The organism is Ruegeria sp. CDSA241 (genome assembly GCF_059611265.1).
In genome coordinates this window covers 106,338-117,717 of record NZ_JBXWPF010000014.1, presented here as the reverse complement: position 1 = coordinate 117,717, position 11,380 = coordinate 106,338, and the positions used below count along the sequence as shown (strand labels likewise).

General features: G+C 55.5%; 15 protein-coding genes and 2 tRNA genes. 7 read left to right on the top strand and 10 right to left on the bottom strand.

From position 1 onward, the window contains the following. Positions 1–132: 132 nt before the first annotated feature. Positions 133–507 carry a hypothetical protein gene (locus tag AC2FJV_RS13990; protein ID WP_282027770.1) on the bottom strand — a complete coding sequence of 125 codons (375 nt, stop codon included), beginning with the start codon at positions 505–507 and terminating at the stop codon, positions 133–135. Between the two features lie 49 nt (positions 508–556). Here AC2FJV_RS13990 and AC2FJV_RS13985 point away from each other — a divergent pair, with 49 nt between their 5' ends. Beyond that, a complete protein-coding gene (locus AC2FJV_RS13985; RefSeq protein ID WP_399171133.1) occupies positions 557–1,357 on the top strand; it encodes an alpha/beta fold hydrolase in 801 nt (266 codons plus the stop codon). Positions 1,358–1,405: 48 nt separating this feature from the next. On the opposite strand, the gene AC2FJV_RS13980 is transcribed toward AC2FJV_RS13985, so the two are convergent. From AC2FJV_RS13980 to AC2FJV_RS13970, 3 genes are all read right to left on the bottom strand, one after another. Further along, positions 1,406–1,777: a rhodanese-like domain-containing protein gene (locus AC2FJV_RS13980; protein ID WP_142638196.1), complete on the bottom strand. Its 372-nt coding sequence runs from the start codon at positions 1,775–1,777 to the stop codon at positions 1,406–1,408. A 225-nt stretch (positions 1,778–2,002) separates the two neighbouring features. Next, positions 2,003–2,088: transfer RNA gene (locus AC2FJV_RS13975), tRNA-Leu, on the bottom strand. A gap of 239 nt (positions 2,089–2,327) precedes the next feature. Then, positions 2,328–2,403, bottom strand: a tRNA-Thr gene (locus AC2FJV_RS13970). Between the two features lie 499 nt (positions 2,404–2,902). Between AC2FJV_RS13970 and AC2FJV_RS13965 the strand changes: the two genes are divergently transcribed. Continuing rightward, on the top strand, positions 2,903–3,460 hold the full coding sequence (locus AC2FJV_RS13965; RefSeq protein WP_281973223.1) for a hypothetical protein: 558 nt from the start codon (positions 2,903–2,905) through the stop codon (positions 3,458–3,460). Positions 3,461–3,482: 22 nt separating this feature from the next. Here AC2FJV_RS13965 and AC2FJV_RS13960 read toward each other — a convergent pair whose 3' ends face one another. Beyond that, positions 3,483–3,749, bottom strand: coding sequence for a DUF2312 domain-containing protein (locus AC2FJV_RS13960; RefSeq protein ID WP_142638157.1), 267 nt, complete (start codon positions 3,747–3,749; stop codon positions 3,483–3,485). A 162-nt stretch (positions 3,750–3,911) separates the two neighbouring features. Here AC2FJV_RS13960 and AC2FJV_RS13955 point away from each other — a divergent pair, with 162 nt between their 5' ends. After that, a complete protein-coding gene (locus tag AC2FJV_RS13955; RefSeq protein WP_142638212.1) occupies positions 3,912–4,130 on the top strand; it encodes a carboxymuconolactone decarboxylase family protein in 219 nt (72 codons plus the stop codon). A 9-nt stretch (positions 4,131–4,139) separates the two neighbouring features. On the opposite strand, the gene AC2FJV_RS13950 is transcribed toward AC2FJV_RS13955, so the two are convergent. Continuing rightward, the gene (locus AC2FJV_RS13950) at positions 4,140–4,355 is read right to left on the bottom strand and encodes a hypothetical protein (RefSeq protein ID WP_142638155.1); all 216 of its coding nucleotides are present in this window, start codon (positions 4,353–4,355) and stop codon (positions 4,140–4,142) included. 246 nt (positions 4,356–4,601) lie between these two features. On the opposite strand from AC2FJV_RS13950, the gene AC2FJV_RS13945 reads away from it, so the two are divergent. Genes AC2FJV_RS13945 through AC2FJV_RS13930 form a run of 4 tightly spaced genes read left to right on the top strand, consistent with a single transcriptional unit; the run spans position 4,602 to position 6,795 of the window. Next, the gene (locus tag AC2FJV_RS13945) at positions 4,602–5,465 is read left to right on the top strand and encodes an MBL fold metallo-hydrolase (protein WP_496690130.1); all 864 of its coding nucleotides are present in this window, start codon (positions 4,602–4,604) and stop codon (positions 5,463–5,465) included. 35 nt (positions 5,466–5,500) lie between these two features. Beyond that, entirely contained in the window at positions 5,501–5,923 is a 423-nt protein-coding gene (locus AC2FJV_RS13940) for a YeeE/YedE family protein (protein ID WP_142638151.1), read from the top strand. Further along, complete coding sequence (locus AC2FJV_RS13935) at positions 5,923–6,354, top strand: DUF6691 family protein (protein WP_496694229.1); 432 nt, start codon at positions 5,923–5,925, stop codon at positions 6,352–6,354. The genes AC2FJV_RS13940 and AC2FJV_RS13935 overlap by 1 nt, the downstream gene beginning before the upstream one ends. Before the next feature lie 9 nt (positions 6,355–6,363). Further along, the gene (locus AC2FJV_RS13930) at positions 6,364–6,795 is read left to right on the top strand and encodes a protein tyrosine phosphatase family protein (protein WP_142638147.1); all 432 of its coding nucleotides are present in this window, start codon (positions 6,364–6,366) and stop codon (positions 6,793–6,795) included. An 8-nt stretch (positions 6,796–6,803) separates the two neighbouring features. On the opposite strand, the gene AC2FJV_RS13925 is transcribed toward AC2FJV_RS13930, so the two are convergent. Genes AC2FJV_RS13925 through AC2FJV_RS13910 form a run of 4 tightly spaced genes read right to left on the bottom strand, consistent with a single transcriptional unit; the run spans position 6,804 to position 11,330 of the window. Then, entirely contained in the window at positions 6,804–7,922 is a 1,119-nt protein-coding gene (locus AC2FJV_RS13925) for a FliM/FliN family flagellar motor C-terminal domain-containing protein (protein ID WP_496713952.1), read from the bottom strand. Positions 7,923–7,972: 50 nt separating this feature from the next. Next, on the bottom strand, positions 7,973–10,651 hold the full coding sequence (locus AC2FJV_RS13920) for an ATP-binding protein (RefSeq protein WP_496690132.1): 2,679 nt from the start codon (positions 10,649–10,651) through the stop codon (positions 7,973–7,975). Continuing rightward, positions 10,651–10,953 (bottom strand): hypothetical protein, encoded by a 303-nt coding sequence (locus AC2FJV_RS13915; RefSeq protein ID WP_496690133.1) that lies wholly within the window; start codon positions 10,951–10,953, stop codon positions 10,651–10,653. The genes AC2FJV_RS13920 and AC2FJV_RS13915 overlap by 1 nt, the downstream gene beginning before the upstream one ends. Then, positions 10,950–11,330: a response regulator transcription factor gene (locus AC2FJV_RS13910; protein WP_142638139.1), complete on the bottom strand. Its 381-nt coding sequence runs from the start codon at positions 11,328–11,330 to the stop codon at positions 10,950–10,952. The genes AC2FJV_RS13915 and AC2FJV_RS13910 overlap by 4 nt, the downstream gene beginning before the upstream one ends. Positions 11,331–11,380 lie beyond the last annotated feature (50 nt).

Here is an 11,380-nt window from a genome sequence, read left to right as displayed (position 1 = left end):
ACGGTGAGGTCGAGGCCAAAGTCAAAGCCGAAGTCGCAAACCTCTGCGCCAGATTCCCTATCTATCCAAACTTGTAAGAATTCAGTCATCCAAGAACAAAACGGCGCCAATCCGGCGCCGTTTTTTTTGTGGTCAGATAAGCCCCTGCCACAACATGAAGATCAGCAACAAAGCAGAAAAGGCCAACAGGTTAAAAGTCAGCCCGCCCAGCATTCCCAGAAACCATCCCATCCTCCGATCCGCCAAATTGATACCCCCCAGATGTTTTTGAACCTCTTCCGAGGCCTGGATCAGTTTTGGATTGTCCAGCACAAGTCGCAGTTTTGGATGGGCCGCCATCTGCTCTGCTTGAGCCAGGACCATTGCCTGTTTGTATATCCGGCGCGGCAGTTGCCTTTTGGCCTTTTTGACCGAGGCGGTCAGCGTTTTGTCGCGCACACCCAACTTGTCACGCAACAGCTGTATGGTCTGCGCAATTTGGATTTGTATATCTGTGTCTTGCGGCATGCTGCGGCCTCCTGAGCTGACAGTTTACCCATGTGGAATAGGAGCCACAATGGGGCTGGCCGTTTCAGATTGCGGCGGGTATCACGGCTATATGCTGAACACGATCATACATGGTGAACCAACCGACAAGCCCCCTTTGCTGATCGCCCATGGCCTATATGGCTCGGCCCGGAACTGGGGGGTCATCGCCCGCCGGCTATCTGACGAGCGGCAAGTTGTGGCGGTTGATATGCGCAACCACGCAAACAGCATGTGGACGCATGACCATGGGTATTCCGATCTGGCGAATGATCTGGCCGAAGTTATCGACCAGTTCGGCGGACAGGCAGATGTCGTCGGACATTCGATGGGCGGCAAGGCATCCATGACTTTAGCCCTGCTGCACAGCGCGAAGCTGCGCAAACTGGTGGTGGCAGACATCGCCCCGGTGGCCTATAGCCACAGTCAGATTCAGTTTATTGAAGCGATGCGCGCGGTGGACCTTTCCCGGGTCGAGCGTCGCTCGGACGCTGAACAACAACTGGCCGACAACGGAGTCGAAAAAGCCCTTCAGAGCTTTTTCACGCAGTCACTCGACATCAACGGACAGCGTTGGCTTTTGAACCTGGATACTTTGGCCTCTGAAATGCCCAAGATCATGGGCTTTCCTGAAATAGACGCATCCTGGGGTGGTCAAACACTGTTTTTGTCCGGGGGGGAGTCCGACTATGTGCTACCTGAACATCGCTCTGTGATCCGCGGAATGTTCCCTTCGGCACGTTTTGCAAAAATACCTGGTGCAGGACATTGGTTGCATGCGGAAAAACCGCGTGAGTTCGAGGCCGCCGTCAGGACGTTCCTCAACGCCTGACCTGACCTTTCGAACGATCACAGCTCGGGTTCTGGCGTTTCCTATTGGCTAGGCGACTTCGCCCCCGCCATTCACCCAATCGACCAAGCCACCCAGGTTATAGACCTGCTCATACCCCATGTCCTGCAACAGTTTTCCCGCAAGGGCAGCGCGGCCACCCGAGGCACAATACAAGACAATTGGGCGATCTTTGCGAAGCTCTGGATCATGTGATTGCAGAGTGTCATCGGCCCGAAATTCCAACATACCGCGCGGGATATGATGTGACCCCGAAGCACGCCCTGTCTGCTGCAATTCCGCTGCATCGCGGATGTCCAGAAGCAGGCCACCTCGCTCCAGGATCTCGACCGCTTTGGCTCTCTGGATTCGCTCGACGGTGGAGTTCGCAGCTTCCATCATTTGTTTTACGGTCAACGGCATATGGTGTCTCCTGAAGAAATTTACGGGATGCTAACATGCAGGAACTGGAAGGTGTAGCCTGACAGGCCCTCACCTTAGACTGGATAGATATTGGACATTTAATGCAGGACACCGATTTTTGCGCTGGACCAATCCCGGTATTCAATTCCCGCCGAACCCGAACCAAAGCAAATCGGGAGAGGTTCTGCTGCATCGAGACTTGAAAATCAATCAGGCTGGCAGAGGTGGTGCGGGCGGTGGGACTCGAACCCACACGGGCATACGCCCTTCAGATTTTAAGTCTGATATGTCTACCATTCCATCACGCCCGCACAGCGCGTTGGGCCAGTTTTTAGGCTGAAAGCACCAGTAAGGCCATAAGGCTATGAACACAATGCGTTTCGCCGATGCAACTTGCGGAAATTCAATCGCCGCCTTTGACCACCACCCCATTTACGCAGGTCATCAGAAAAAGTCCTCGGAAAAACTCTTCGTTACGCAATTCGCCTGCGCTGTCCCAATCATTCTGACTTTTGGAAAATCAAGAAATAGAAAGAATCTTAGAGTGAAATGGTGCCCCCACACGGACTCGAACCGCGGACCTACTGATTACAAATCAGTTGCTCTACCAGCTGAGCTATAGGGGCACTTGGTGTCGATTAATGCCTCTTGTTACGGACTTCAAGACAGAATTTTGCCGCCGCTTAACGATTTTCTGTATTCATGGCACTGGGTCTGGCCCAGAGATTTTACTCCGCCTGGTTTGACTGTGCGGAGTACAGCCTGTAACCCAACAGATAATGTGCACGAACGCGAGGGTAAAAACCGAATATGCAGGTTGCAATCCACGCAGGTGCTGCGTTCACCGATGAAGGTCTCGTATTGCGGTCCCTTCAACGCAACACCGGCGCGTTGCATCAAAATGGTGCATCCGTATTTGGCCCGCGCCGTTATCGGCAAATTTTCGAACCCGCCTTTGCTGCCATTGAAAACCAGGATGAAATCGGTGCCGCAAAGGAAATGCTTCGGGCTGGGTTGCGATCGGCTCCGAAGGTCGATCGTTTGATTTACTCATGCGCCAGCTTTGCAGGCGATGTTGGAAATGCACTGGACGACGGGCAGCTATACCCAAATGCGGGACGCCGAATGGAGTTGCTTGAAAAGTCCTTTCCTGACCACGAAATTGAGCTTTGTATGGGTTTTTTAAGCCCTGGCAGATTTATTCCCAAAGCTCTGATGTCGCTACCTGAACAGAGTCGCCTCGACAAAATGCGAAGTACCGATATCAGCTGCCTCAGCTGGATCAGCATGGTCGAGGACATCAGAGATCTTGCGCCCAATGTCAAAATCACACTCTGGAGCAATGAGGACGCACCTCTGATCTGGGGAGATATAATCCGTGCAATCGCGGCCCTCCCCCCGGACAACACGCTGGTTGACGAGTTTGATTTACTGCTGTCACTTCTAGACGATTCAGGCAAATCCAAAGGTCTGGCATTGATTGATCAAAGCCTGGAACAGGACGAACATTTGCGTGACGACCTTGCCACGGTTTTGGAGGAACACGCCAAAACCGAGCTCACAACAGAAGAGCTTGATCTGCCAGATTGGAGCATGGAAATCGTCGACGCGTTTGCAGAATTATATGCGCAGGACATGGACCGACTTGAGTCCATGCCCGGAGTGCAGGTTCTAAGACCTTGAGTCTATAGCGGGAAAGCAGCCGTTACATTCCCAGCGCTTCTTTGTACATTTCCAACACCGCCTCTTCCTCGGCAATGTCGTCTTTGTCACGTTTGCGCAATGCGATCACTTTCCGCATCACCTTGGTGTCGTAGCCCCGCGCTTTTGCCTCGGCCATCACTTCTTTTTGTTGCTCCGCCAAATCTTTCTTTTCCGCATCCAGACGCTCGATCCGTTCGATGAACTGGCGCAGCTCACCCGCGGTTACACGGTAATTCGCGGCGGCCTGATCTTCGGTATTCTCTTCCATCTAAGTCTCTCCCAGAGGCTGGTTTGTCATGCTGAAAAGGTGGGCAACAAGCGGGATACATCGGTGCGAGCCAAGCCGCAAGCATGCAAAAAACCAGTCTCGCTTGTGCGGGCCAGCGCGATCAGTTAAGCGCTCATGTCAGACGCTGAAAAATGGAAAACGATGTTCGAATTCATCACCTGGGGCGGTGCCGCCCTGTCACTTATCGGTCTGGCTGGGCTGGTTTGGTGCATTCTGCACGTAATGAAAGCGCGCAAATCCGGCCTGTCTGATGATGAACTGCGCGCCGTTGTTCAACGGGTGCTGCCCTGGAACATGGGCGCGCTCTTTTTGTCGGTGATAGGTCTTATGCTGGTTATACTTGGAATCTCGTTCGGTTGACTGCGGCCATCAAACCGGCAGATTGTCGAAACGCGCTTCCATAACGTCCTCGCACAGGGCCGCATCCAGGCGTCGCAGGCGCGCAGGAACCTCAACACCCTGCAGACGCATCTTCTCGATGACCTTTGTGACACTGGGCTGAAGGGCAAGGCGGGTATCAACACTGGCGCCCTTCAGTTTTTTCTCAAGTTGTTCGGCTTCGGAATACAAATCGATTCTCGGCATATCCATCCTCCCAAATGTCATCAGTTACCTATAGTTTAGTAACGGTTTTAAGACTTACATCACTCGGTTATTCTATCGCGCGAAAATTCGCCCGACCGCCCCCTAACATCGGCGCGCTTTCGCAGGATGCCTGGATTTTAGCCCGACTTTGCCGCTTCTGCCTTGACCGGCATCAAATCACCAAATGTTGATTGCTTCACATTCCGTTATTAATATATGACTAAGACCTAACCGGCGGAGGAAACCATGACGCCCAAAGTGAAAGCATTTTTTGACGCCGAGACATTCACGGTGTCTTATCTGGTTCAGGATCCTGAAGGCGATGCCTGCGCGATCATAGATAGTGTTCTGGATTTCGATCACGCATCCGGCCGGACCAATACGCGATCTGCGGATGAGATCATCGGATATGTCCAATCCAATTCGTTGCGAACCGAATGGATTCTGGAAAGCCATGTCCATGCCGACCACCTTTCAGCAGCCCCCTATTTGCAGCAGAAACTCGGAGGCAAGATTGGCATCGGTGATCAAATCGTCGCCATCCAGGAAACTTTCGGGAAAATTTTCAACGAGGGTACCGAGTTTCAGCGCGATGGTAGCCAGTTCGACGCCTTGTTCCGCGACGGCGACGGATTTCATGTCGGTCAAATGAGAGGGGACGTCTTGCACACCCCCGGGCATACGCCCGCCTGCATGACCTATGTCATCGGCGACGCGGCATTTGTCGGAGACACGCTGTTCATGCCGGATTTTGGCACTGCGCGATGCGACTTTCCCGGCGGATCGTCCGGAGATTTGTACAACTCGATCCAGAGGATCCTTTCACTGCCGGATGCGACACGCATCTTTGTCGGGCATGACTACAAAGCTCCTGGGCGGGACGAGTTTGCGTGGGAAACAACTGTTGAAGAGCAAAAATCCTTGAACGTGCATATCGGGCAAGGTCGACCTATCGAGGAATTCGTTGAAATGCGCGACGCCCGCGATGCCACTTTGGCCATGCCGCGGCTGATCCTGCCCTCTTTACAAGTCAATATGCGGGCGGGTCAGATGCCGCCTGAGGATGAGAATGGCGACGTGTTCCTGAAACTACCAGTGAACAAACTTTAGACGGCTAGAGCCGAACTTCTTGGGGGAACAAATCAGTGTATTCAGAATGGATATGGGGACTGGTAGGCGGCCTGTTGATTGGTCTTGGCGCAGCAGTTTACCTGCTTGGAAACGGTCGTGTAATGGGGGCGAGCGGTATCCTGGGAGGGCTTGTCGATCGCTCTGACCGCTCGGCCGAGCGGCTGTATTTCCTCGCTGGGATGATTGGGACGCCGTTGATGCTAAGCCTGTTTTTGTCGCCGGGGCCGCAGACAAACCTGACCTCGAATTTGACGGTTGTGATCGGGGCTGGGCTGCTTGTCGGTATCGGGACACGAATTGCCAACGGGTGCACCTCTGGACATGGGGTGTGCGGCATTTCCCGGTTTTCGGTGCGCGGGATCGTGGCAACGATCCTTTACATTGCGGCCGGGGCAGTGACGCTGGCCTTGTTTCGCCATGTCTGGGGGTTGATCTGATGCGCAATCTGATATCGCTTCTTTCGGGCTCTTTGTTCGGAGCAGGCCTGTTGATTTCCGGCATGACTGACACAACCAAGGTGCAGGGGTGGCTGGATATTTTCGGCAACTGGGATCCGACACTCGCATTTGTGATGGGGGGAGCCATTGTGCCCATGATGATCGCATGGAGGCTGGTTCCAGATCGCAAACCGCTGTCGGGTGGGAATTTCCCGACAATGGTGCAGCATGAACTGGATCGCCGCCTTATCATCGGATCGGTCATGTTTGGCATGGGATGGGGATTAGCGGGACTGTGTCCCGGTCCAGCCATCGCGTCTCTTACGTATGGCGGAACCGGAGGCGTTGTGTTTATGATTTCCATGCTCGCAGGGATGTATGCCGCTCCTGCCGTAGGTGCAAAACTGGACAGAACCGTAAACGCGACCTAAGCAGTAGCCATGGAGATTCGACCGATAACCCCCCGCTATGCCGTCTCGCCGCAAATTTCGGTCGAGGATGTTCCCACTATTGTCGAGGCAGGCTTTGTCAAAGTGATCTGCAACCGGCCGAACAGCGAAGTTCCCGAGGATCTCCAGTCAGATGCTATCGGACAGGCCGTGCGTGCTGCCGGGTTGGAATACGAAGTGCTAGAGCTGACGCATCAGACCATGACGCCCGAAAACGTCTCCTTGCAACGTGACCTGGCAGAATCCTGTGCCGGTCCGGTTCTCGCATATTGTGCATCGGGCACGCGTTGTTCTGTGATCTGGGCATTGGGGCAGTGCGAAAGCATGAGCACCGAAGACATCCTTCAGGCGACGACCAAGGCAGGCTATGCGTTGGACAACCTGCGTCCAACCTTGGAAGAAATACGCAGATCAGTGACTTGAGCCGTCTGCTAACTGCCTTTCAGCGCGCTTTCATCCCCAGATAAACCAGCCAGTTGAGATATCTCGGCAACCATGTGTTCCGAATTCTCGAGGTTCAATTCTGTCCCCTCTAGGCCCAGCGCGCCGCGGGAAAATGGCATTGTTTCCTGCCCGTGTTCGGTTGGCCCCTCTTCGTGTATACTGGCTGAACTCGCCTCAAGGAACTCATTTGCTTCGGGCTGGGAAAATGTCTGAGTTTGGTAGGTTTCGTTCAGGCGCACCGCACGCAGTCCTCCGCATTGGCCGAGCCGTCCGATCGCGGCCCGGCTGCGGTCGATCGCCACAATCTCGGTACGATCCAGCCGCGCCCCGATCAATGGCAACACATCCCCCACCGCCAGTTCTGTCAGCGTCGCCAGGGACAAGGGCATCCGGCAGACCACCGTATTCAAATCTGCTCTCAACACGCCCGATGCCTGATCAAGCCTGCCCTCTGGCTCATCATGAATCACCTCCGTCTCGGCCGTTTCAGCCGGTCGGATAGGCAACAGTACTGAAAGCTGACCTTGTCTCAGCCCACCGCCAAGTTCGACTGTCAGTTCAAAAACTCGGTATTCCTCTTCCACCATCGCCAGGGTCAAAGTTCGCAGATCCGCAAGGCGCGAAGCATATTCAAAACCGATCAGGCACATGCGGTCACTCGCCGTTTCGACAAGTGATGCCGCGCGGGACAGCCCCTCTTCGATCCAAGGGGACACCATGGCCGCGTCCGTATCGGTGAACCCCCGCGCAGAAGGCGCTCCCGGCATCACCTCGCCTATTGTCTGAGCCTGCACGACAGCCGACACTAACCCTATATCCATGCAGATCGCAGCCAAGCTGCTGTCAGAGCCTGAAAAGAGCAGCAATATCCATTCCTCATCCAAAGACTGTGTCAGCCCACCTGGTGGCCGACAGGATTGTTTGGCGCCGATTACCGACAACGGCATCTGCAAACGATCTTCTGCCGCGCGAGCAAAAGCCAGACGCAGCGCACGTAGGATCGAGCGAGGCTTGTCACCCTTTTCCTCCTGACTGATCGAAAGCTTGCGCGCCAGAGCCGCGCTGACAGATTGCGTCATGCCTAAAACCGCTGATTGTTCCTGCATTCTCTTTCAGGTCTAACCCGGCGATAGTTACCAACCTGTTTATACAGCCGTCACTGCGCAGCCTGTCGGTAGGCCTGTGGCAGCCTGACCCGGAACGCAGCCCCACCATGGCCGGGCAAGTAGCTGATATCGCCCCCCAGTCTTTGCATAATCTCACGGCAGATCGCTAATCCCAGCCCCGCACCACCTGCCTTGTCGCCTCCGACGCGGGCAAATTTCTCAAAAACCATCTGCCGGGCATCCGGGGGAATGCCGGTGCCGTTATCAGCAAAATCAATGACGACTTGTCCGCCGACATCATGCGCGGAAATGGTCAGAACCGGTTCTTTGGCATCACAATATTTCTGAGCGTTCGAAATCAGGTTGATAAACACCTGCCCCAGACGGTCCAAATCCGTATGCAGGAGAACGCGTTCGGAGGTTTTCGACCGCCGGACGGTTAGTTTCTGGCTGGTTCCAGCCAAGGCACTGGACACAGCACGATCCAAAACCGACCGCAGGGTGTCACCGCTCTTGTTCAAATTGACTCGCCCACTTTCCAGAACGCTCAGGTCCAGCAAGTCATCCAGCAGCCGTGTCAACCGAAGCGCCTCGTCATGGATGATGGCAGCGTAACGCGTTCTTTCTTCGCTGGTCAGACCTTCGGTATCCCGCATGATCTCGGAAAATGCTCGGATCGAGGTCATGGGGGTTCGCAATTCGTGGCTGACTTGGCTGAGGAACCCGTCCTTCTGTTCGGAAATTTGCGTCAGCTTGGTGTTCGCCTCACGCAGTTGGCGCGCCGTACGGCTGAGTTCAGCGGATTTCGCTTCCAGTTGGCTGGAGTATTCCAACATCTGCGCGGATTCGTCGGCCACGGCGAGCAAATCCTCGACCGAAACGGAGGAACCACCAACAATCTGCCCGATCATCGCATGCGCTGTCGCCGCCCCGACCGAGCCGCTGAGTTCACGTTCCAACCGCTCCAAAAACCCAGGCGTAGGTTCGGGCAGGCTGGAACGCCCACCCTGCTGTTCCGCCTGCGCCTGAAAGAACTCTTGCGCCGGACCTGCGCCCAAAATGCGCTGGGTCATGATCATCAGGTCTTCGCTTTGCGCTACCGATCCGGTCCAACCGCGCAGCGCAACCGAATGGTCGAATACGTTGACGAATTGCGCCCCCTGCAAACGTTCGAGCGGGCTTGGAAAACTCAGCAAAGAGGCCGCGCAAAATGCCAGCGTGTTCAGCGACAGCGACCACAACACAGCGTGCACCATCGGGTCCATTCCGTCGATCCCGAACAAGGCCTGCGGGCGCAACCAGCCCCATCCGAACGGTCCGTTCTGCAGGACACTATCCGACATAATCGCGCTGCCCATGCCGGGCAACAACAGCGTGTAGATCCACAACAAGAACCCGACCGTCAGTCCGATCAGAGCCCCTGTTCGCGTCGCCCCGCGCCAGAACAGCCCGCCAACCAGCGAAGGCAAAATCTGGGAAATCCCGGCAAAGGCCACCAGACCAATCGAGGCCAGCGCGGCCCCGCCGCCGGAAATGCGGTAATACGAGAACCCAAGCACCATGATCACGGCGATTGAAATCCGCCGGGACAGCAAAACCACATTGCGGACATCACCGGATACGGCGCCAGCGCCCTCCTGCCGGCTAAACCAGATCGGCATCACGACGTGATTTGACACCATGGTCGATAGGGCCATTGCCGTGACAATCACCATCGATGTGGCGGATGAAAAGCCGCCAATAAAGGACAGCATCGCCAGCCATTCATTGCCCTGCGACAGGGGCACCGTCAGCACGAACAGATCCGGATTCGATCCTTCGGGCAAAAGGTCCAATCCTACGACCGCGATTGGCACGACAAAGAGACTCATCAACAGCAGATACAGGGGGAAGGCCCATGCGGCTGTCCTCAGATGCCCTTCATCGGCGTTCTCCACCACCATCACCTGAAACATCCTCGGCAGACACACAAAGGCCGCAGCCGATAAAAATATAAACGTGGTCCAGCGTCCGGCATTCACATTCCACTGCCCGATCTCAGAGGCATCGATGCGGTCCATCATCGGACCGACTCCTCCGGCTATACCCCAGACAACGAAAATGCCCACGGCCAGCAGCGCAAAAAGTTTAACGACAGATTCCAATGCGATGGCCGTGACAACGCCATGATGGCGTTCGTTGGCATCCAGATTGCGGGTACCGAACAGAATGGCGAACACTGCCAGCCCCGCCGCAACCCAGAACACACTGGACCCTTCGCGGTAAAGACCGCTTGGGTCGGCCTCGGCAAAGATTGAGAATGACAGCGTAATGGATTGAAGTTGCAGCGCAATATAGGGCGTCCCGCCCAACACGGCCAGAATTGTGACGCAAATCGCCAGAGTGTTCGACTTGCCATAGCGAGACGAAATCAGGTCGGCGATTGAGGTCACCCTCTGGCTGCGGCCAACCCGAACCAGCTTGCGCAATCCCCACCACCAACAGATCATGACCAACGTGGGTCCCAGATAGATCGTTACGAACTCCAGCCCCGACCGGGCGGCGTTCCCTACCGCGCCATAAAAGGTCCAGGCGGTACAATAGATCGACAGCGACAGCGTGTAGATCAACGGAGATCGCAGCCACGCCCCCCTGCCCGCCGCGGCCATTCTGTCGGCGGCAAATGCGACGCTGAACAACAGCACCACATAGCCCAAACAAACCAGGATCAGCACGTTCAGCGTTGCCATCAGTCTTGACCTGGCTCGGAATCATCGCCGGTTGATATGCGTCTTGCGGCGAACCCAAAGAGAACGCTGGCAACGATCAAAACCGCCCAGCATGTGAAGATATAGAGAATCGCAGAAGACAGCGGCACTCCGTCCGCTGCATCGCCCCCACGCGGCCACAGCAACGGAATCGCAATCAGTGCGCCCCCCAATATGGGCAATAAACGGGCGGCGTCGGTTAGCCTGCGTCGGCGGTAACTTTGGCGCTCAAGAAACAGCGACGGCCGCGCACCAGATGGTTGGCGGTCGTCCTGCATGCTCATGACCGCGAGGCCTGCGCGTGCAAATCGCGGACGGCGGTCAGAACTTCTGCATTGGAAAACGGCTTTGTCATGAACCGGCTGACCCCTGCATTCTCGGCCATCTCACGATCTTTCGATTGGCCACGAGCCGTTAGCATCAGAACCGGAAGATTTCGCAGTTCTTCGAGTTCGCGCAAGTCGCGCAAAATCTCCATCCCGCTTTTGCCCGGCAGCATCACATCCAGAATCACAAGATCGGGCTTCGCGCCCTGAATCACCAGCAGCGCATCCGTCCCTTCAGCATGCGTTTCAACCTGCCATCCCTCGCGGGTCAGCAAAAACCGAATGGCTTCAGCAATGTTCGGCTCATCCTCGATCAACAGAACCTTTCGGCTCATATATTTCATTCCTCCCCGAGACGGGCTGCACCACTGTCAACCTGTCCGAA

Bases quoted from the DNA above. Each gene is read 5' to 3' on its own strand.
- AC2FJV_RS13935 (WP_496694229.1), top strand. From the start codon at position 5,923: ATGCGCAATCTGATATCGCTTCTTTCGGGCTCTTTGTTCGGAGCAGGC.
- AC2FJV_RS13925 (WP_496713952.1), bottom strand. From the start codon at position 7,922: ATGCAGGAACAATCAGCGGTTTTAGGCATGACGCAATCTGTCAGCGCG.
- AC2FJV_RS13985 (WP_399171133.1), top strand. From the start codon at position 557: ATGGGGCTGGCCGTTTCAGATTGCGGCGGGTATCACGGCTATATGCTG.
- AC2FJV_RS13990 (WP_282027770.1), bottom strand. From the start codon at position 507: ATGCCGCAAGACACAGATATACAAATCCAAATTGCGCAGACCATACAG.
- AC2FJV_RS13945 (WP_496690130.1), top strand. From the start codon at position 4,602: ATGACGCCCAAAGTGAAAGCATTTTTTGACGCCGAGACATTCACGGTG.
- AC2FJV_RS13955 (WP_142638212.1), top strand. From the start codon at position 3,912: ATGTTCGAATTCATCACCTGGGGCGGTGCCGCCCTGTCACTTATCGGT.
- AC2FJV_RS13965 (WP_281973223.1), top strand. From the start codon at position 2,903: ATGGAGTTGCTTGAAAAGTCCTTTCCTGACCACGAAATTGAGCTTTGT.
- AC2FJV_RS13930 (WP_142638147.1), top strand. From the start codon at position 6,364: ATGGAGATTCGACCGATAACCCCCCGCTATGCCGTCTCGCCGCAAATT.
- AC2FJV_RS13920 (WP_496690132.1), bottom strand. From the start codon at position 10,651: ATGGCAACGCTGAACGTGCTGATCCTGGTTTGTTTGGGCTATGTGGTG.
- AC2FJV_RS13960 (WP_142638157.1), bottom strand. From the start codon at position 3,749: ATGGAAGAGAATACCGAAGATCAGGCCGCCGCGAATTACCGTGTAACC.
- AC2FJV_RS13910 (WP_142638139.1), bottom strand. From the start codon at position 11,330: ATGAGCCGAAAGGTTCTGTTGATCGAGGATGAGCCGAACATTGCTGAA.
- AC2FJV_RS13950 (WP_142638155.1), bottom strand. From the start codon at position 4,355: ATGCCGAGAATCGATTTGTATTCCGAAGCCGAACAACTTGAGAAAAAA.
- AC2FJV_RS13915 (WP_496690133.1), bottom strand. From the start codon at position 10,953: ATGAGCATGCAGGACGACCGCCAACCATCTGGTGCGCGGCCGTCGCTG.
- AC2FJV_RS13980 (WP_142638196.1), bottom strand. From the start codon at position 1,777: ATGCCGTTGACCGTAAAACAAATGATGGAAGCTGCGAACTCCACCGTC.